Below are 19,946 nucleotides of genomic sequence, written 5' to 3' on the forward strand. Positions count from 1 at the left end.
TTATAATTTATGAGGTAAAAAAGGATAGTTTTCTTGTTCGTACACCACGTCATATAGAACTTCTTTCTCAGGGAATGGTGATTCTTCTGCAAATTTTTCGCATTCAGCCACTAATTTAGCAACACGCTCATTGATAGCCTCAATTTCAGCCTCCGTTGCATAATTATTTTCTTTGATGACGTTTAACACCTGCGTAATCGGATCCAATTTTTTGTATTCTTCCACTTCATCCTTAGTGCGATATAGCTGAGCATCGGACATAGAGTGACCTCTATAGCGGTATGTTCTAATGTCGAGTAGTGTAGGTCCATCGCCTCTTCTGGCTCTTTCTACTGCTTCGTAAACAGCCTCCGCAACCTTCACGGGATCCATTCCGTCAACTGGAGCACATGGCATCTCATAGCCTAATCCAAGTTTCCAGATGTCTGTGTGGTTAGCAGTTCTTTCTACTGATGTTCCCATCGCATATTGGTTGTTTTCAACGATAAATACCACAGGAAGTTTCCAAAGCATTGCTAAATTGAAAGTCTCGTGCAAAGCACCTTGACGTACCGCTCCGTCTCCCATAAAAGTTAAGGTAACGGCATCTCTGTTGAAGTACTTATCGGCGAAAGCTAAACCTGCTCCTAAAGGAATTTGTCCTCCAACGATTCCATGTCCACCGTAGAAACGGTGTTCTTTTGAAAAAATGTGCATTGAGCCACCCAACCCTTGCGAGGTTCCAGTAGCCTTTCCAAAAAGCTCCGCCATAACACGACGTGGATCAACCCCTAAAGCAATTGGTTGGATGTGATTTCTGTACGTGGTAATCATTTTATCTTTCGTTGGGTCAATCACGTGCATACACCCTGCAACAATTGCCTCTTGTCCATTGTATAAATGTAAAAAACCTCTTACTTTTTGTTGGATATAAACAGCGGCAAGTTTGTCCTCAAATTTTCTCCAAAAAAGCATCTCTTCATACCATTTCAGGTACACATCTTTGTCAATTTTTTTCATTTGTTATTTATTAAAATGTGATGTTATTTTTCCAAATGTTTTCTCTCAAAAAGAGATAATAAAATCCCACTAATCGAAAACATTTGCAAAGATGAGAAAAATCTATTTTGTTTCAAAATAAAACATAAAAAAAGTATTGCTTGGCGTTATTAGAGGATGTAATTATTGAAGTATTTTGTATATTTGCCTCCGAGTTGTTATCTATACATTCTTGTGTTATTTATGTAGTAAAAAGTTGATTTTTCAGTATTAGTATATGACGTAACTTTTCGTTTTGTTTATATCTAATTTTTCACATATTTTCAAAGTATATAAAAGAGGCATGATTATGAAAACAAAAAATGTAGGCTTCGTTCACATAAGTTTCCCTTTTGGAGGTGCAGAAAAAGTAACCATAGATGTTTCAAAATATCTGATTAAAAACGGATATAACGTGTTTATATTCACTCAAAAAATAAAAACAGAATTACTTGATTCAACATACGATTTTCTGAATATAATCACAATAGAAAAAAAAATAAGCTATTTTATAGAACAGATAAAATCCGCTAATATTGACTTATTAATTTTCTCTACTACTTGTGGTTTTATCTCACAGCAACAAATTGAAATTTCAAAAAAAAGTGGTGTTAAATATATTTGTGTAGATCATGTAAAACCATTTTGGGAAGCTAACATTAAAATTGAAATAATTAAAAGAAAAATTCAAACACGTAGTTTTTTCAGCAGGCTAAAATATAAAATATTACTCAAACTCCATAATCAATTAAGAGAGGATGAAAGAGTTAAACAGGATTATAGAAATATATTAAAATATGCTGATGCTTTTGTTCTGTTATGCGAAGAATATAAAAAAAATGTTTTAGAGAAATTAAGAACAACCTCTGACAAGATTACAATTATCCCCAACCCTTTACTTTCTGCACCAGTTCATTATGATTTAGATAAGAAGAATGTCATTCTTTATATGGGGCGAGTAGAGTATTCCGACAAAAGAGTAGAGAGGCTTATCGAAATTTGGAAACGTATATACAAGGATTACCCCAATTGGAAATTAAAAATAGTAGGAAGTGGTAGCGATAAGGCATTTTTAGAACAAAGCGTTAAAAAACAGCAGTTAGAGAGAGTAACATTCTTTGAAGCGACCTCAACCCCTCACACTTTTTACAATAAAGCTTCTATATTGTGTTTAACTTCCCAGACCGAAAATTGGCCATTAGTTTTGATGGAAGCACAGCAAGCAGGGGTTGTTCCTATGGCGTTTGAATGTTCTGCAGGCGTATCCAAGATTCTTGCTCCATCGTCAAAAAATGGAATTCTGATTCCTTGTTATGATATGCAAAAATACGAATCTGAACTTCGTGAGCTTATTGAAAATGAACAAAAACGTAAATATATTCAAACAAATATTCTTGAAAAATCTAAAGAATATGATATAAATTCCGTAGGAAAACAGTGGGATGATTTGTTTCAAAAGCTTCTTAATTCTTAATTTATAAAATATCATAATGAAAAAAATACTTATTGATTTGGAACGACTTCGTTATCCTAATACGGGATTAGCTAATGTTTTTTCTAATATTGCACAAGGGATTGAAAATCAATCTTGTCTGTTTTCTGTTTCATATTTTGGACCTGAAAAGGAGCTGATAAAAATAGTTCCTAATTCAAAAATTGTTTCTTACCGAAAATGGCACAAATACTACGAAAATTTTAGCCAACAGTTCGATTTAATTCACATAAGCAATCAGGGATCTCCTTATTTTAGAAAGAAATACAAAAATACACCTAAATTACTAACGCTTCACGATTTGAATTTTCTGCACGAACCTTTAAGTCCGCGAAAAAAGGTTAAGATACATAATCGAGTCAACAAAACATTGGAAAATGTAGATTATCTGGTATGTATTTCTGATTTTGTGAAGCAAGATGTTTTAAAACATCAAAATATATTGAATTTGAATCATTTAAAAGATATTTTCGTAATTCACAACGGAATAGAATTACCTGAACAAAGGTCATATTCATTGGGGAAATACGATTTTTTGAAGGACAGAAAATACCTTTTGAACATAGGAGTTTTGTTTGCAAAGAAAAATCAAAAGACACTCATTGAAATGTTGCCTTATCTTTCAGAAGATTTAGTTTTGGTGGCTTCTGGTAGTAAAAAAGAATACGAAAGTGAAATAAAAAATACTATACAGCAACTGAATCTACAAGACCGAGTACATATTTTGAATAATATCTCACAGGAAGAAAAATATGCAATTATACAACATTGTCAAGCGATGTGCCATCCTTCTTTAGCCGAAGGATTTGGTATTCCGCCTATCGAAGCAATGGCTTTTGGGAAACCTGTTTTTTTGAGTACCAGTACCAGTTTGCCAGAGATTGGTGGCGAAATTGCTTTTTATTTTGAAAACTTTGACCCAAAAACAATGGCAAATACTTTGCAAAAAGGCTTAAAAACATATTATGAAAACATAGATGAATTTTTGCAAAAAACTAAGAAATGGGTAGCTCAATTTGATTATCAAGTAATGGCTTCTAATTATTTAGAGATTTATAAAAAAATATTAGGGTAGTTCTTCGATAGATTTTTCCTCAACGAAAAATAAATATATCAAAAAGGGAATTAGGATTGTTCCTCCTATCGCTCCAAAATCAGAAAATAGGATGGTTTCGGTATTCATCATTGGTAAAAATATGCAGATGGTATATATTATTTTTGTGTTTTTATCCCGTGTCCCAATATAAAAAATAGAAATAATCCATCCTATTAAAAGTAGCAATCCGATAATGCCTAAATCAACACAAGATGCCAAAAAATCATTATGTAAATGAGGGTGTCCAATATCTTTTAGAAGTACAGACTGAGTACTTGTTCCATTCCCCAAAATAGGATTTTCTTTAATCTTTTCAAATCCTTTTTCGTACATATTAGCTCGTATGGGGTCAGAAAAATAGATAGTATTTTGAACCAAAAAAGTAATCGAAGATATGCCCAACGCAACGGCACTGATAATGATGATGGCTTTGTTTTTGAAACTCCAATTTTTAGAAATGTGCAACCAAAAGAAGAATAACAAACTTAAAACATAGCTCAGAATTGTAACCCTCGCTTGAACGATAAGCATCAAAAATAAAAGCAGAATGGCATACAAAACTACTTCGTAAATCGAAATAAGTTTCTTATTTTCTTTATGCACCAAAAAACCTAATCCACCTATCAAAAGCAATAGCCAGGTAATAAAACTCGGATGTTTGAAAACGCTCCATCGGAGTACTTCGTAATAAGGTAAGTACCCTTTGTTGAGTGTGAAAAAAGAAAAAAAAGATTTCTCTAAAGTGTTGATATATAGATGATATATTGCAATATTTACGGCTAACAATCCTAAAAGAAGTTTGAATGATATGGCAATAAAAGCATTGGTTTCTTTTGGAGTTGCTCTAAAATTGAGACCAAAAATACAGGTAAGTATCATCAGTGTCGTCATCTCCCATCCTGTGATTTGTAAAGCATAAGCAATATCAGGACTCCATAAAAGTCCTATGATTCTCCATAAAGTAAAAAATGAAAAGCCAATTATAATCGCATTCGGCTTAATGAATTTTCTGTATAGAACGGAGTGTAATATGCCCAAAAAAACTAAAATAATATCAAAACGATAGGTGATTTTCATTTTGTACGTCCATAAAATGGAAATAGAAGCCGCTACGATGAGCATTAGGTTCCGAATGAGTGACTTGCTGAATAATAGGCTTTTGTTAAAATAACTCCAAAAGGTCGTCATCAGAAAGAAATATCCTGCACTTATGCGGAAAAACCAATCTTTGGTATGTTCTTCATTCCAAAAGTTTTCCTTAATAAGAGGAAGAATTAACGTTAATATCAGAAACGCAATGATTCCTGCGAAATAACTATTTTTTTGTGTTAAAAAGTTCATTATTTCGAATTATTTGGGTGAATATGTGATAAGAGAATGAAACTACGCTAAAAGTCGTATAAAAATTTAGACTGCTTGTAAGTGTTTTTCGGCATTGTATGTGTTAATAACTACTGATATTTTCATTCAGCTTTTAGTTTTATAAATTGGATTTGTGTAATCTTTTTAAAAAGTAAAAAGTTCCGTGAAATATTTTGTATTTGAATTTAAAAATATCGAGTTTCAGGAACTTTTAGCAAAATTACATCAAAAAAACTTTATGATAGCTTTTATAATTCGACATTGAGGGTTAATCACATGCCTGAACTAATTGGCTACTTCACTAATAAATTTAATTCGATAGATTCGTAGTTCGTCATCTTCATAATCACCGTCAAATTCTTTCGATGCGATCGAAATTTTATCCGATTCCGCCTCCATGAAATAGTCGTGCAACTCTTCTTGTTGTTCTTCATCAAAGATTTCGTCAACCCAATAGTTGATGTCCAGTTTCGTGCCACTGTAAACGATTTGTTCTAATTCTTTCAGGAATTCGTCCATCTCCAAGCCCTTTGCCTTTGCAATGTCGGGTAATGGTAGTTTTCGGTCAACATTTTGGATGATATACAGTTTTAGCGATGAATTGGAACCTGTTGTACGAACGATCAGGTCATCAGCTCGTAAGATGTCGTTATCTTCGACATATCTGGCGATAAGTTCTACAAATTCAGCACCGTATTTTTTGGCTTTTCCATCTCCAACACCGTGAACGTTAGTAAGTTCTGAAATTGTGATAGGGTATTTCAACGCCATATCCTCTAACGAAGGATCTTGGAATACTACAAAAGGAGGTACTCCTTTCTTCTTAGCTACTTTCTTGCGTAAATCTTTGAGCATACCCAGAAGCACTTCGTCAGCTACTCCGCTACTCGAATTGTTATTTTCCTCAGGTTCTTCCTCGTAAACATGGTCTTCTGTCATCATAAATGAAGGAACGTTTTTTAAAAAATCTTTTCCTTTTTCAGTGACAAACATGACTCCATAACTTTCTATGTCCTTGTATATAAGTCCATTAACCATAACTTGGCGTAATAAAGCCATCCAGTATAGGTCGTCTTTTTCTTTTCCGATACCAAAGAATGGCTGTTCATCAATTTTATGAGATTTAATCAATGCGCTTACTTTCCCAACTAGGACATTAACCAATTCTTTAGCCTTGAATTTTTGTTTGGTAGAAAGGATAACATTTAGTAATTTAACCACATCATCTTTGGCCTCAATTTTAGTCTTTGGATAGCGGACGTTATCATCCATATTAGCACCTTCACCATTTACTTCGTCAAATTCTTCCCCAAAATAATGGAGTATGAATTTACGTCTTGAACTTGAGGTTTCGGCATAAGCAACGATATCTTGCAGCAAAGCCTGTCCAATTTCTTGTTCAGCGATGGGTTTGCCGACCATGAATTTCTCTAATTTTTCAACATCCTTATAGGAATAGAAAGCCAAGCAATGTCCTTCGCCTCCATCACGTCCAGCACGTCCCGTTTCTTGGTAGTAACTTTCGATGCTTTTCGGAATGTCATGATGAATTACAAAACGAACATCAGGTTTGTCGATTCCCATACCGAAGGCGATGGTTGCTACGACTACTTCTACTTCTTCCATTAAAAACATGTCCTGATGTTTCGCTCGTGTTTTAGCATCTAATCCTGCGTGATATGGAACAGCGGTAATGCCATTTACTTGTAACATTTGAGCCAGTTCTTCCACTTTTTTTCTGCTTAAACAGTAAATAATTCCCGATTTTTTACTGTTTTGTTTTACAAAACGTATGATATCCGTATCTACATTTTTGGTTTTTGGGCGTACTTCGTAATATAAATTGGGTCGGTTGAAAGATGATTTAAACACATTTGCCTCGGACATACCCAAGTTTTTCAAGATATCTTCCTGAACTTTAGGTGTTGCGGTGGCTGTCAGAGCTACTACAGGGATGCCATTTCCTAAACGGTCAATGATGGTTCGTATGTTTCTATATTCAGGTCTGAAATCATGTCCCCATTCTGAGATACAATGAGCCTCGTCCACGGCAACAAAAGATATTGGTATGGTTTTTAAGAAGTTAGCATATTCGTCTTTGATTAATGATTCTGGAGCAACATAAAGTAATTTAGTTTTTTTGCTACTGATGTCGTCCATAACTTCTCGGATTTCGCCTTTTGTTAAAGATGAATTTAGAACGTGAGCCACACTATCGGTCGACGAAACTCCACGAATGGCATCTACTTGGTTTTTCATCAATGCAATCAAAGGAGAAATTACGATAGCTGTACCTTCTAAAACCAAGGCAGGAAGTTGATAACACAAAGATTTCCCACCACCGGTGGGCATAATAACGAAAGTATTTTCTTTGTTGATGACACTTTGTATTATTTCTTGTTGATGTCCTTTAAAACTATCAAACCCAAAATAATGCTTTAGAGCACTCTGTAAATCATTTTTAGCTAATTCCATTTAATCGTATCTATATTTTATCTAACTTTGCAAACATAAAAGTACAACTTTTTTTTTAATTGACAATAAAAAAACGAAAAAAATTAATGGATACAGATAAAATTATTGAAATCGCTCGAGTAACAATTGAAGAAGAAGCGAAATCTATTCTAAAATTATATGATTTTGTAGATGAAAATTTTGTAAAATCGGTCGATTATATATTAAAATCAAAGGGACGGGTTGTTGTTACAGGAATAGGTAAAAGTGCTATTATTGCCAGTAAAATTGTAGCAACAATGAACTCAACAGGAACTCCCGCTATATTCATGCATGCTGCCGATGCCATTCATGGTGACCTGGGAATCATTCAGGAGGATGACGTGGTTATATGTATTTCAAAAAGTGGAAATACACCCGAAATCAAAGTGCTTGTACCTTTGCTTAAGCGAGGGAAAAATAAACTCATAGCGATTACTTCAAATAAAACTTCCATTTTAGCTCAACAAGCAGATGCTATTTTGTATGCTCATGTTGAAAAAGAGGCGTGTCCGAACAATTTGGCTCCTACAACTAGTACCACTGCTCAATTGGTTTTAGGAGATGCTTTGGCTGTATGTTTATTAAAAATGAAAAACTTTGGTAGTAGTGATTTCGCTAAATATCATCCTGGTGGAGCTTTAGGCAAACGACTCTATTTGAAAGTGTCCGATATTGTGGTTAACAATCAAAAACCGCAGGTGTCACCAACTACTGACATCAAAAAAGTGATTGTTGAAATATCCGAAAAAATGTTAGGTGTGACTGCAGTCGTTGAAAATGAGCGAATTATGGGAATAGTTACCGATGGGGATATACGCCGAATGCTCAGCAAAACTGATACGGTAAGCGGACTTACAGCTCAGGATGTCATGACTTTGAACCCAAAAACAATTCAAGCTGATACTTTAGCCATTGATGCTCTTGAGATTATGGAGTCCAATAAAATCACACAATTGTTAGTTACGGAAGGTAATATATATATAGGTGTAGTGCATTTACATAATCTGATTCAAGAGGGAATCATTTAGGTTTGATAAATTCGAACTATTTTGATGTATTTTAATTAACTACAACGGAACTATGTTTTTAAAAAATGTAATTACTGATGTTTTGGAGCAATATGCAATGGTGACAGAGCGAATTATTTTCGTCACATCTGGTAAGCGTCCGGCATTATTTCTAAAAAAATATTTTGCTGAACAAACCACAAAGGTCTCAATAGCTCCAGAATTTATCAGTATTGCTGAATTGTTACAGCAAATTTCAGGAGTTCAAGAGGTTGGTAATCAGCAACTTTTGTTTGAGCTTTATGAAACATACCGAAATACCTGTCAAACAACTCCCGATGATTTTGAAACCTTTATAGGGTGGGGACAAACACTATTGAAAGATTTTAGTGATATTGACCATTATTTGGTTCAATCCGAGAAAATTTTCCCATATATTCACGCTTTGAAAGAAGCAGAACATTGGTCTGGTTTTGAAAAACAAACCGAAATGCAACAAAAATATTTGGATTTTTGGAATACACTTGGCGATTATTATTTCGCTTTTAATGAAAAATTAAACGATAGAAATCACGGATATGCAGGTTTTGTTGCAAAAAAAGCAGTCGAAAAATTACCTAAATACATACAAGAAAACAGCCATAAAATACATATTTTCGTTGGATTTAATGCTCTTTCAAAAGCAGAACAGCAAGTAGTCCAATCCATTTTAATGGATACCGAATCTGAGATATATTGGGACATAGACAAGTACTTCATGGATAATGTTCACCATGATGCAGGATATTTCATTCGTAAATATAAGAACAACTGGAGGTATTATAATCAAAGAAAGAAAGAGTTTAAATGGCTCACTAGCAGTTATGAAGAGTCTAAAAATATTGAAATTATAGGAGTTCCTAAGAGTGTTAATCAGGCTCATACAGTAGCTGGATTGCTACGAGAAATACCTCACAGTAATATGGAACGAACAGCTTTAGTCATTGGAGATGAACATTTATTAATCCCTGTACTACAGTCTATTAGTTCGGATATTCCAGTGAACGTAACGATGGGATACCCCTTGCAACAAACACCGTTGAATGATTTGTTTGTTGCTTTTTTCAGGCTACACCTATCGAAAAGTTACCGTTACAAAGATGTATTACATCTACTTACACAACCATTTCTTCAAGAAGTGTTTTCAGGCAAAGGAATTTCTAAAATTATTCAACATATCAAGGAAAAAAATCTGACATATTTGTCGAAAGCAAAATTAATGGAAATCACTCCTGATGAAGACAAGGAAATTATGGAAGTTCTTTTTCCAGAGAAAACCGATGATTATGTTACTGATTTGATAAACAGTGCTTTAAATATAATATACAGAATTAAGAACGCTGTAGAATCTGATAAGAATGAGAATATACTTGGTTTGGAATACGCCTATCGTTTTTATCAGTTATTCAATCAGTTACAGACTTTACAAGGGAAATATGGCTATATAGATTCTGTAAAAACCTTGTATCATTTCTATTTGGACATATTGCAAAAAAGTTCCTTAAATTTTGAAGGAGAACCATTGGAAGGTTTACAAGTGATGGGGGTATTGGAAAGTCGTAGTTTGGATTTCGATAATATTATAATAACATCTGTAAATGAAGGGGTTATGCCAATGGGAAAGAGTGGGAATTCCTTAATTCCTTATGACGTAAAATTTCATTTAGAGATGCCTACCTACAAAGATAAGGATGCTATTTATAGTTATAATTTTTATCGTATGTTACAGAGTGCCAAAAACATATATTTAATTTATGACACTGAAAATGGTAGTTTGAAAAGTAAAGAAAAAAGCCGATTTATCCTGCAATTGTTGTCAGAAAGGAATCCTAACCACAGGATTCAATATCAGGTGAAGGCTCCTGAGGTGTATCCCGCAAAAGGTTCTATGTTACAGATACCGAAAACTGAAGCTGTTTTTCAGCGGTTGAGGGAAATGGCTGATAAAGGGTTATCTCCTTCAGCTATAACAAATTATATATTAAACCCACGAATATTTTACCAACAAAATGTACTGCAAGTTTATGAAGAGCGTGATGTAGAAGAAACTATCGAAGCTCGAACTTTTGGGGATATTGTTCACGAAGTTTTAGAAACGCTGTACAAACCTTTTTTAAATACACCTCTTAAACAGCATCATTATATTGAAATGCAATCGAAATTGGAGGCTCTAATCGAAGAGAAATTCGTTAAATATTACAAAAATGAAGATTTTAAATTAGGTAAAAACTTATTGATTTTCAATGTAATACATAGTTATTTGAAACGGTTTTTAGATCTTGAACAGCAAGAAGTTGAGAAAGGTACCGAATTGGTTGTTTTGCATTTGGAAGAAAAAATCAGAGTGCCTTTTGTGAGTGATAAATTACCTTTCCCTGTTTATATAAAAGGAATTATTGACCGTATTGATATGCGTGATGGCGTGTTGCATATTATTGATTATAAGACAGGTATAGTAGAAGAAAACGCTGTAGGAATTGCTGATTGGCATTTGCTAGTAACTGATTTCAAGTATAGCAAAGCATTTCAGTTATTGAGTTATGCATACATGTATCAGCAACGTTTTGGCTATCAGGAATGTATGATTGTAGGAAATATCTCTTTTAAGAGGCTCAATATGGGGTTGATAAAGTTCCATACTAAAGAAAAAGTAGGAAGAACATATGTGAAAGATTATAATATAAACTCTTTTATATTAGACAGTTACAAAGAATATACAGAAGCTTTATTAGCTGAGATTTTCGATATATCAATTCCTTTTACAGAAAAAGAGTAGGGTAGGAGCTGAATTTTACAGCTTGGTAGCGAATACAATCGTAGGTCATATGAAATTAGAATATAAAAAACTGAAAATTAAATGAATAAAAATGTTAAAATACAATTTTTAAAAGATTTATCAAGGAATAACAATCGAGAGTGGTTTGCTGAACATAAATCGGAATATGATGCTATTGCTAAGGATAATAAAATCTTTTTTCAAGAGATTTTACAACGATTGCGACAGCATGATGACATTACGGATATGCATATTTTCCGAATTTACAAAGATGTACGTTTTTCAAAAGATAAATCACCTTATAAAACTAATTTTGGAGCTTCATTTACTCGAAGAAAGCCTGAACTTAGAGGTGGTTATTATATTCATATAGAGCCTAATAACTCATTTGTAGGAGGTGGATTTTGGAATCCGAATAAAGAAGATACTTTTCGCATTCGTAAGGAATTTGAGATGGATGACCAACCCATTCGTGAAATAATAGCAGACATGAAGTTTCAAAAATATTTTGGTAATATTCAAGCTTTTGACACTCTAAAAACAGCTCCCAAAGGTTTTGAGAAAGACCTCCCAGCAATTGATCTTATTAGGATGAAACATTGGGTGGTAAAACGAAATTTTTCAGATCAAGATGTTGAAAATGAATATTTTTTAAACGAAGTAATAGATACTTTTTTGGCAATGCGTCCGTGGTTTGACTATATGAGTGAGGTGTTAACCACTGATTTGAATGGAGAAAGTGTCTTATAGTGAAAACCAATGTCTTTTATAATTTTGTTAGAGATTAAAAAAACTACTATTTTGATTTCTTGGATATTAAATACAATTCCTCGTCCGTGGCTCATCAAAATGAGTTATTGGGTACGTCCTTTTTTGAGTTTATGGTATCGAGGCAATCGGTACAAAGATCCTATCGACGGTAAAAGATTTCGTAAATTTTTACCTTATGGTTACGGCGTTCAGCGACCTAATGTGCTCTCGCCATCAACACTTTCATTGGAGCGACATCGGTTGTTGTGGCTCTATTTGACCAATGAAACAAATCTTTTAGAGCAGAAAATCAGAGTTTTGCATGTAGCTCCTGAACAAGCTTTTTATAGACGATTTAAAAAAAATCCACATTGGGATTATGTAACCACTGATTTGTACTCGCCTCTTGCTGATGTGAAAGCAGATTTATGCAATTTACCTTTTGAAGACAATTCGTTTGATTTGGTTTTGTGTAATCATGTTTTGGAGCATATTCCTGATGACATAAAGGCTATGAATGAATTGTTTAGAATAATGAAAAAAGGGGGAATGGGAATTTTTCAGATTCCGTTGGATGTAAACAGAACTCTTACATTTCAGGATGATAGCATTACGGATCCTGTTGAACGTACACGTATTTTTGGGCAGTATGACCATGTTCGAATCTATGGCATGGATTATTTTGATACGTTGCGAAAAATTGGTTTTCAGGTTGAGGAAAATAGATACGCCCAACGATTGAGTATGTCCGAAATTGAAAAATATCGCATTGTGAAAGATGAAATATTACCAATTTGTAGGAAATTATGATTCATACACTGAGATTTAAGAGAGAAGTAATATGTCGAAAAATAAATTTTATGTAGTTTGGGAAGGTAGAGAGAAGGGTATTTTTTCTTCATGGGATAAATGTAAAAAAGCGGTAGAGAACTATCCAAAAGCTAAATATAAAGGATTTGTAACCAAAGAGTTAGCTCAACAAGCCTTTCTTATGGGGTATCAAGTGTATAAGAAAAGTACATTGGCAAAATCAACTGTATCCCAGGTAGCGATGGCAAATGTTGGAAAGCCGAAACTTCCTTCCATTTCAGTGGATGCTGCCTGTAGTGGCAATCCAGGAGTGATGGAATACCGAGGAGTTCATACAGCTACAAAAGAAGAAATTTTTAGATTGCCACCAATGGAAGACGGGACTAACAATATTGGAGAATTCCTCGCTATAGTTCACGCATTAGCATTGATGAAGAAAAATAATCAAACAATGCCTATCTACACTGATAGTCAGATAGCAATTAAATGGATTCACCAAAAAAAATGTAAAACAAAACTCAAAGAAACTCCAAAAAATGAAAAGATTTTTGAACTTATTGATCGAGCCGAATGTTGGTTGGAACAAAATACCTATCTAAATCCTATCCTGAAATGGGAAACTAAATTTTGGGGAGAAATTCCTGCTGATTTTGGAAGAAAAGGCTAGGGTAGGAGTGTACGAAAGTTAAAGTTAGTTAAAGTTTATTTTTTTTGTAACTTATTTAAAGAAAGTTACGTATAACGAAGTAAATGGATATGTTTTTTAAACCTTAATCAGAATGAGACAGTTAAAAATCACCAAGCAGGTAACCAATAGGGAGACAGCCTCTCTTGATAAATATCTTCAAGAAATTGGAAAAGTAGATTTGATTACAGCCGATGAAGAAGTAGAGTTGGCACAACGCATTAAAGCAGGCGATACAATTGCTTTGGAGAAACTGACCAAAGCAAACTTGCGTTTTGTTGTTTCTGTAGCTAAACAATATCAAAATCAAGGGCTTACACTTCCTGATTTGATTAACGAAGGGAATTTGGGACTCATCAAAGCAGCACAACGTTTTGATGAAACACGTGGTTTTAAATTTATTTCCTATGCCGTTTGGTGGATTCGTCAATCTATATTACAAGCCTTGGCAGAGCAGTCCAGAATCGTTCGATTACCGTTGAACAAGATAGGGTCTATAAATAAAATCAATAAGATGTATGCCTATTTGGAACAAGCTCATGAGCGAGTGCCATCGGCTGAGGAAATTGCCAAAGAATTGGATATGTCGGTGAATGATGTGAAAGAATCAATGAAAAATGCAGGTCGCCACATTTCTATGGATGCTCCTTTGGTTGAAGGGGAGGACTCAAATTTGTACGATGTATTGCGAAGCAATGAGTCACCAAATCCAGACAGAGAGCTTATTTTAGATTCGTTACGTACCGAAATTGAACGCGCATTGGAAACATTAACACCTCGTGAGGCAGATGTTATTCGTCTTTATTTTGGTTTGGGAGACCAACATGCAATGACTTTGGAAGAAATTGGTGAAACCTTTGAACTCACCCGAGAACGTGTACGACAAATTAAAGAAAAAGCTATACGGCGACTCAAACATACTTCAAGAAGTAAAATATTAAAAACATATTTAGGATAATAAAACAATAGAAAGCCAAGTAATGAAATACATATCTACTTGGTTTTTTATTTTCCTCAAAATTAATAAAAAAGGCTATACTAAAATTTTTGTGAAGATTATTAAATCTGTATTTTTTGATTTTTAAAAATTTGTGTTCATTCTGTACATTTGTGGTCAAATTCAAACCACAAATACACACAAATTTTCACAAATATGCTTTCAATAAACTAAAATCACTAAAATTATAAGGACTATTTTTTTGAAAGGTCACCACAAAAATTTTACTAATGCCATAAAAAAGAAAATAATGGATGCAGATATTCAACTTATAACGGATTCTATTTTGACTCAGAAAACAAAACACTTACAAACTGTTGGGGTAGTGATCTGCAAGATCTTTTTGGTGGATATGCATACTTATTCGAAATACAAAAAACATTTGGAAGTAGCTCGGCATACTCTTTTGGAAGTTAAGAAAGAATCAGATGTGTATTACGAAAAAAAGGCTTTAGAAAAAGGAGGGCAACGCTCTGATTTTTTTGAAATTACGCTTGATTTACAACGACTTGAGCATTCAGGGAACCCAATAACTCCAGCTGAGTTCATGGGATGGCAATATGACATAACCACGCAAAAATTACTTGTAAGAGGTCAAAAGTATTTCTTAAATAATTATTTTTTTCATGACACTATAGAATCGAGTGAAAATATCGTTAAAACTTTTACTCACTTACCTGATGGTTTTGCTTATGCGGTTTTGAATCCGCCACATTCTCTTCAAGTAGGGAAAAATATTTTTGAGAAAGGAAGTTACTTTTTAGATTTCTGTCAAACTTTGTTCACAGATATAGAAAGACTGGAAATTTATCAATGGAGTGATGATACTTCCAATTTTTTTGATGCAGGAAAAGAATGGTGGGGAACGTTTTTTTATACCGTTTACAACCCAATTCAAAATATCTATATAGGCATTGTTGCTTCATCAACAGATTGAAAAAATATTTTATGAAATTAAACAAAGGTTATACAGAATTCTCGTATAACCTTTGTTTGTAATTAATTTTTCTGCTCCTTATTAAAATAAACCAAATAGTAATACATCTGTTTTTCCTCGTCCCAGCCCTTTTCGATAAACCTTTCAGCCGATTCAGGATTCACAAAATCCATACGAATTTGAATGTTGGTATCCAGATCAATTACGTTTTTAATTTTTTTCCGTGCTTCTGTAACGGCTTTATTCGCAATAGGAAAGTTGGATACGTCTTCGATATTGTATTTTGGTCCTTTTTCCACCTTATAATGTTTAAATTCGGGTATAAACTCAGGATTGTCAAGAACTTCGTTCATAAAAGCAGTTTCTTCAAACTCGTCATTTTTTGCGAAATAGTTGATGGCTCTATTCATGAAAAGTACCTCTTGTTGCTTGTCTTCGGCAGGTAGTATTACATCTTTAGCAAAATCTTGGCTGAATTTCAAATATTTTTTGGTGTAAAAATTTTCATCGATAAGAGCATCTACCCCTAAGAAATTTTCCAGCCAATACTTGGTGTCATAACGATTGCTATCCACCGAAAGTACCTTATATCCTTCCTCTTTGTTGACGTTGAAAATGATACAACCTTTATCCAACTTGTGGATATTTACCCCCTCTTGGATAATAATATCCAATTGGTTCTGATTTTCTTCAAACTGTAAAAAGCTGTGTTTCATCTCCGATTTGAAAATCCCAACAGCGGTTACCTTTTGGTTATCCAGATAGATGTCATGTAGTAAAGATACATACAACTCACCGCTTTTAATATGCGGATGACTTGATTGTCTGTATAAATGCTGAGCTATCTCTTTAGATACTTGGTGTATTGTATTTTCATTGTCAAAAATTTTGGATACAAGTTGGAACAATTCATTAAATTCCACGTCCGATTCATGTGAAAATCGGAAGTAATTTTCCTCTTTCTCACGGAAAGGCTTGAAAAAATATTCCTTTAATAACCCGATGATTTCGTCATTCAATGAATAAGGTTGTTCCGATAAAAATAGCGGTTCATTTTTGCTTTGATTTCCAACGCGATGTATAGAAAGGCTGTCAATGTGAGTGGTGTAAAGATTTAGCATAAATTTTTAATACTTTTCTGAAACAAAACAGATTTTTTGATTAATATTTGGTTATAAAATAGCTAAATATTGCTTTATTTTTTAGTTTAGAAGCAATGATCAATAATAATCTTCCTCTCTGAAGTTTTCATAATCCTCCTCATCCATATCAAAATCGTTGAATTCATCATCGAATTCATTAAAATTCTCAGCTTCAAATAATTTTTCAGGAGCTTCTGCAGGAATTGTTCCATGAGAGAAAAGCAATGCAGGATATGACACTCCATTTTCATACTCATCCGCAATTTCAACCAGTTCTACGAAGAATGTCCACATTGAGAAAAAGTCATATACATAGAGTAATTTAGGTTCTTCTTCGCTCACTACAGAATCAATAGAGGTTTCCTCCATCAGACGAATTTCTCCGCTTTCTGAAAGGTCAAAAAGAGTAATTTCTTCACCTTGATTCCAGTCTTCATCAGTCAAGTAAAACGAAGCCATCTCATCTCCTGCAAATCCAAAAGACTGCACGATAATGTTGTGAAGATCCTCCAGTGTGGCATCTCCTTCAATGGCGATGTCTCGAAAAACATCTTCTTTTACATCAAGTATAATTCTAAATTTATATATCATTCGTTTATTAATTATTTATCCTTCCATTTTCTTGCTAAAAGCGTGTTTTTCAATAACATAGCAATTGTCATTGGGCCTACACCTCCTGGAACTGGGGTAATGTAGTCCGCCTTGTCTTTAACTTGTTGAAAATCAACGTCTCCTACAATACGATACCCTTTTGGAGCGTTTGCATCTTCAAGGCGAGTAATTCCTACATCAATAACAGTTACGCCCTCTTTAACCATATCTCCTTTTAAAAATTCAGGAATGCCTAATGCCATTACAATAATGTCAGCTTGTTTTGTAATTTCCTTGATATTAGGAGTATAACTATGCGTTAGAGTAACAGTTGCATTTCCTGGATTTCCTTTTTGACTAAGCAAAATACTCATTGGACGACCAACAATGTGTGAACGTCCAACCACTACCACATGCTTTCCTTTGGTTTCTACGTTGTAGCGTTTGAGTAGTTCCATAATTCCAAAAGGTGTCGCAGGGATGAAAGCCTCCATGTCTAAAGCTATTTTTCCGAAGTTTGCAGGGTGAAATCCATCAACATCTTTCTCAGGGTCAACGGCTAACAATATTTTTTGACTGTCGATGTGTTTCGGTAATGGTAACTGAACGATATATCCGTCAATTTCAGGATTTTTGTTTAATTCGTTGATTTTTTGTAATAACTCCACCTCAGTGATTTCTGCAGGAAGGGTTATTAGAGTAGATTCAAAACCGACTTGCTCACAAGCTTTAACTTTGCTTCCAACATACGTTAAACTCGCACCATCGTTGCCTACCAAAATCGCTGCTAAATGAGGAACTTTACCACCTTTAGCTTTGATTTGTTTTACTTCTTCAGCAATTTCTTGCTTGATTTGTTCTGATGTTTTTTTTCCGTCTAATAATTTCATAACATTGTATATTTGGTATAGTAAGTGTACGAAAGGAACATGTGTAAATCTATGAATTACTTCAAGATTTTTGTAGGTTCAAACTAATAAGTATTCAACTTTTCGTACAACCTTTTTGTTTTTATATTGATATAAATCGCTATTTTTTGTACTATAAGAAAAAATTTCGTAATTGGTTTAACGATACAAAATTTTGAAATTTTATTTGTGTATTCGTTCTTTCTATCTCTTTGATAATGTCCTTTAATAATTGGTCTGGGGTTTCTTCGGCTCCAGACAAATTAGCGTCAAAATTAATCCCTACAGCAACGCTATCTTCATACATTCCCAAACACCAAAATTCCATGAATTCGGATAGTTTAATTTTTTCTATTTGATAATCGCTCCATTCGTCTTCTTGACAGCTTTTAGCCATCGTTTCTTCTGACCAAAATGGGAAAACAGCAATCGCCTCACCCGTTTCCTCAACAAAAAACTCCGCAGAGGGACATACGGCAACCTCTTTTTTGTTCTTTAAGGCGAAAACGACTTGATTTTTAACGATTTGCTCTATAAAATTTTTATACATTCTTTCGTTCTAATTTTTAAAAACTTTCAAGTTATAAAACTTTTTACAATTGATTTTTTAGATAAATTACAGAATGTAACTTCATTTTCAGTTCTATTTCTTCTCCTGTAGTTTGTATTTACAAGAGTTCTCTTTTAATAAAACTCTTTGATATTTTTCAGAATACATACAAATTAACTCCGTCGCTAACTAATTAGATTCTTCCGATTGTCCCATCAACATCAAATAAGCCTTTAAAAAAGCGTCTATTTCTCCATTCATGACACTATCAACATCCGTAGACTCGTGAGCAGTGCGTACGTCTTTCACCAATTTGTAAGGGTGCATCACATAGTTTCGTATTTGTGATCCCCATTCGATTTTCATTTTTCCAGCTTCGATTTCATCACGTTTTGCTTGGCGTTTTTTTAATTCAATTTCGTAAAGCTGTGATTTTAAGAGTTGTAAAGCTTTGTTTTTATTGTCCAATTGACTGCGCGTTTCGGAATTTTCAATGATAATTCCAGTGGGATGGTGTCGCAATCGAACAGCGGTTTCTACTTTGTTCACATTTTGTCCACCCGCTCCACTCGAACGCATTGTCTCAAAACTGATATCCGAAGGGTTTATTTCTATTTCGATAGTATCATCTGCCAATGGATACACATATACCGAAGCAAACGAAGTGTGTCGTTTTGCATTGCTATCAAAAGGGGAAATACGCACCAATCGATGTACACCATTTTCTCCTTTTAAATACCCAAAAGCATACTCTCCCTCAATTTCGATGGTGACTGTTTTAATTCCAGCGACATCCCCTTCTTGAAAGTTTAAAGTTTTTACGCTGTATTTCTGATTGTTACACCACATTGTGTACATGCGCAATAGCATTGAAGCCCAGTCACAACTCTCTGTACCTCCAGCTCCTGCAGTGATTTGCAAAACAGCACTCATGGAGTCACCTTCATCAGAAAGCATATTCCGGAATTCCAAATTTTCAATATGATGTAGTGCTTTAGCGTACTGCGTATCTACTTCATCAGCAGAGGCAATTCCTTCTTTTTGAAATTCTAAGAGAATCTCCAACTCGGAGGTTAATGATTCTGACTCCTCATAATCCTCTACCCATTTTTTTTTAGATCGAAGTTCTTTGATTATTTTTTCAGCTTCCTTTGGATTGTCCCAAAAATTGGGGGCGAATGTTTTCTCTTCTTCATTCGCAATTTCGATGCGTTTACCATCTACGTCAAAGATACCTCCTTAACGCACCCAGGCGATTCACTAAATCCTTAACTTGTTCTGTATTTGTCAT

17 protein-coding genes are annotated in these 19,946 nt (G+C 34.2%); 9 read left to right on the forward strand and 8 right to left on the reverse strand.

From position 1 onward, the window contains the following. A complete protein-coding gene (gene pdhA, locus CGC49_RS10265) occupies nt 1-999 on the reverse strand; it encodes a pyruvate dehydrogenase (acetyl-transferring) E1 component subunit alpha (RefSeq protein WP_095912564.1) in 999 nt (332 codons plus the stop codon). Nucleotides 1,000-1,327: 328 nt separating this feature from the next. Between pdhA and CGC49_RS10270 the strand changes: the two genes are divergently transcribed. Both CGC49_RS10270 and CGC49_RS10275 read left to right on the forward strand, forming a co-directional pair. Then, complete coding sequence (locus CGC49_RS10270; RefSeq protein WP_198540627.1) at nt 1,328-2,491, forward strand: glycosyltransferase; 1,164 nt, start codon at nt 1,328-1,330, stop codon at nt 2,489-2,491. 16 nt (nt 2,492-2,507) lie between these two features. Then, nucleotides 2,508-3,584, forward strand: a complete 1,077-nt coding sequence (locus CGC49_RS10275) for a glycosyltransferase family 1 protein (RefSeq protein ID WP_095912566.1) — start codon at nt 2,508-2,510, stop codon at nt 3,582-3,584. On the opposite strand, the gene CGC49_RS10280 is transcribed toward CGC49_RS10275, so the two are convergent. Both CGC49_RS10280 and recQ read right to left on the reverse strand, forming a co-directional pair. Then, on the reverse strand, nt 3,576-4,946 hold the full coding sequence (locus tag CGC49_RS10280; protein WP_095912567.1) for an O-antigen ligase family protein: 1,371 nt from the start codon (nt 4,944-4,946) through the stop codon (nt 3,576-3,578). The two genes, CGC49_RS10275 and CGC49_RS10280, sit on opposite strands and share 9 nt — an antisense overlap. Nucleotides 4,947-5,252: 306 nt before the next feature. Beyond that, nucleotides 5,253-7,442, reverse strand: coding sequence for a DNA helicase RecQ (gene recQ, locus CGC49_RS10285; protein WP_042346086.1), 2,190 nt, complete (start codon nt 7,440-7,442; stop codon nt 5,253-5,255). 86 nt (nt 7,443-7,528) lie between these two features. Between recQ and CGC49_RS10290 the strand changes: the two genes are divergently transcribed. The 7 genes from CGC49_RS10290 (at nt 7,529) to CGC49_RS10320 (ending at nt 15,464) form a co-directional block, all read left to right on the forward strand. After that, the gene (locus CGC49_RS10290) at nt 7,529-8,491 is read left to right on the forward strand and encodes an SIS domain-containing protein (protein WP_042344724.1); all 963 of its coding nucleotides are present in this window, start codon (nt 7,529-7,531) and stop codon (nt 8,489-8,491) included. Between the two features lie 52 nt (nt 8,492-8,543). Continuing rightward, complete coding sequence (locus CGC49_RS10295; RefSeq protein ID WP_095912568.1) at nt 8,544-11,285, forward strand: PD-(D/E)XK nuclease family protein; 2,742 nt, start codon at nt 8,544-8,546, stop codon at nt 11,283-11,285. Between the two features lie 81 nt (nt 11,286-11,366). Continuing rightward, nucleotides 11,367-12,035, forward strand: coding sequence for a DUF2461 domain-containing protein (locus CGC49_RS10300; RefSeq protein ID WP_095912569.1), 669 nt, complete (start codon nt 11,367-11,369; stop codon nt 12,033-12,035). 9 nt (nt 12,036-12,044) lie between these two features. Next, on the forward strand, nt 12,045-12,845 hold the full coding sequence (locus CGC49_RS10305; RefSeq protein WP_232745182.1) for a class I SAM-dependent methyltransferase: 801 nt from the start codon (nt 12,045-12,047) through the stop codon (nt 12,843-12,845). A 31-nt stretch (nt 12,846-12,876) separates the two neighbouring features. Then, a complete protein-coding gene (locus tag CGC49_RS10310; protein WP_042344712.1) occupies nt 12,877-13,512 on the forward strand; it encodes a viroplasmin family protein in 636 nt (211 codons plus the stop codon). Between the two features lie 112 nt (nt 13,513-13,624). After that, nucleotides 13,625-14,488, forward strand: a complete 864-nt coding sequence (locus tag CGC49_RS10315; RefSeq protein WP_042007932.1) for an RNA polymerase sigma factor RpoD/SigA — start codon at nt 13,625-13,627, stop codon at nt 14,486-14,488. A 289-nt stretch (nt 14,489-14,777) separates the two neighbouring features. Then, on the forward strand, nt 14,778-15,464 hold the full coding sequence (locus CGC49_RS10320; RefSeq protein WP_095912570.1) for a hypothetical protein: 687 nt from the start codon (nt 14,778-14,780) through the stop codon (nt 15,462-15,464). Nucleotides 15,465-15,526: 62 nt separating this feature from the next. Here CGC49_RS10320 and CGC49_RS10325 read toward each other — a convergent pair whose 3' ends face one another. The 5 genes from CGC49_RS10325 to prfB all read right to left on the reverse strand — a co-directional run bounded on the left by CGC49_RS10325 (nt 15,527) and on the right by prfB (nt 19,946). Next, nucleotides 15,527-16,585: a nucleoid-associated protein gene (locus CGC49_RS10325; RefSeq protein ID WP_095912571.1), complete on the reverse strand. Its 1,059-nt coding sequence runs from the start codon at nt 16,583-16,585 to the stop codon at nt 15,527-15,529. A 99-nt stretch (nt 16,586-16,684) separates the two neighbouring features. Continuing rightward, nucleotides 16,685-17,197, reverse strand: a complete 513-nt coding sequence (locus CGC49_RS10330) for a hypothetical protein (RefSeq protein WP_042007930.1) — start codon at nt 17,195-17,197, stop codon at nt 16,685-16,687. Nucleotides 17,198-17,208: 11 nt separating this feature from the next. After that, the gene (gene folD, locus CGC49_RS10335; protein ID WP_042346091.1) at nt 17,209-18,087 is read right to left on the reverse strand and encodes a bifunctional methylenetetrahydrofolate dehydrogenase/methenyltetrahydrofolate cyclohydrolase FolD; all 879 of its coding nucleotides are present in this window, start codon (nt 18,085-18,087) and stop codon (nt 17,209-17,211) included. 151 nt (nt 18,088-18,238) lie between these two features. After that, nucleotides 18,239-18,655: a DUF2750 domain-containing protein gene (locus CGC49_RS10340; RefSeq protein ID WP_042007927.1), complete on the reverse strand. Its 417-nt coding sequence runs from the start codon at nt 18,653-18,655 to the stop codon at nt 18,239-18,241. A 189-nt stretch (nt 18,656-18,844) separates the two neighbouring features. Then, nucleotides 18,845-19,946 (reverse strand): peptide chain release factor 2 gene (prfB, locus tag CGC49_RS10345; protein ID WP_095912572.1). Its coding sequence is split into 2 segments (ribosomal slippage): nt 18,845-19,882 and nt 19,884-19,946, totalling 1,101 coding nucleotides; the frame shifts between segments, so codons are not numbered across the junction.

Source organism: Capnocytophaga sp. H4358, from assembly GCF_002302515.1.
GTDB classification, from domain to species: Bacteria; Bacteroidota; Bacteroidia; order Flavobacteriales; family Flavobacteriaceae; genus Capnocytophaga; species Capnocytophaga canis.

What these genes read in the sequence shown, in the direction of transcription:
- pdhA (WP_095912564.1), bottom strand. Translation starts at nt 999, where the DNA reads ATGAAAAAAATTGACAAAGATGTGTACCTGAAATGGTATGAAGAGATG.
- CGC49_RS10270 (WP_198540627.1), top strand. Translation starts at nt 1,328, where the DNA reads ATGAAAACAAAAAATGTAGGCTTCGTTCACATAAGTTTCCCTTTTGGA.
- CGC49_RS10275 (WP_095912566.1), top strand. Translation starts at nt 2,508, where the DNA reads ATGAAAAAAATACTTATTGATTTGGAACGACTTCGTTATCCTAATACG.
- CGC49_RS10280 (WP_095912567.1), bottom strand. Translation starts at nt 4,946, where the DNA reads ATGAACTTTTTAACACAAAAAAATAGTTATTTCGCAGGAATCATTGCG.
- recQ (WP_042346086.1), bottom strand. Translation starts at nt 7,442, where the DNA reads ATGGAATTAGCTAAAAATGATTTACAGAGTGCTCTAAAGCATTATTTT.
- CGC49_RS10290 (WP_042344724.1), top strand. Translation starts at nt 7,529, where the DNA reads ATGGATACAGATAAAATTATTGAAATCGCTCGAGTAACAATTGAAGAA.
- CGC49_RS10295 (WP_095912568.1), top strand. Translation starts at nt 8,544, where the DNA reads ATGTTTTTAAAAAATGTAATTACTGATGTTTTGGAGCAATATGCAATG.
- CGC49_RS10300 (WP_095912569.1), top strand. Translation starts at nt 11,367, where the DNA reads ATGAATAAAAATGTTAAAATACAATTTTTAAAAGATTTATCAAGGAAT.
- CGC49_RS10305 (WP_232745182.1), top strand. Translation starts at nt 12,045, where the DNA reads ATGTCTTTTATAATTTTGTTAGAGATTAAAAAAACTACTATTTTGATT.
- CGC49_RS10310 (WP_042344712.1), top strand. Translation starts at nt 12,877, where the DNA reads ATGTCGAAAAATAAATTTTATGTAGTTTGGGAAGGTAGAGAGAAGGGT.
- CGC49_RS10315 (WP_042007932.1), top strand. Translation starts at nt 13,625, where the DNA reads ATGAGACAGTTAAAAATCACCAAGCAGGTAACCAATAGGGAGACAGCC.
- CGC49_RS10320 (WP_095912570.1), top strand. Translation starts at nt 14,778, where the DNA reads ATGGATGCAGATATTCAACTTATAACGGATTCTATTTTGACTCAGAAA.
- CGC49_RS10325 (WP_095912571.1), bottom strand. Translation starts at nt 16,585, where the DNA reads ATGCTAAATCTTTACACCACTCACATTGACAGCCTTTCTATACATCGC.
- CGC49_RS10330 (WP_042007930.1), bottom strand. Translation starts at nt 17,197, where the DNA reads ATGATATATAAATTTAGAATTATACTTGATGTAAAAGAAGATGTTTTT.
- folD (WP_042346091.1), bottom strand. Translation starts at nt 18,087, where the DNA reads ATGAAATTATTAGACGGAAAAAAAACATCAGAACAAATCAAGCAAGAA.
- CGC49_RS10340 (WP_042007927.1), bottom strand. Translation starts at nt 18,655, where the DNA reads ATGTATAAAAATTTTATAGAGCAAATCGTTAAAAATCAAGTCGTTTTC.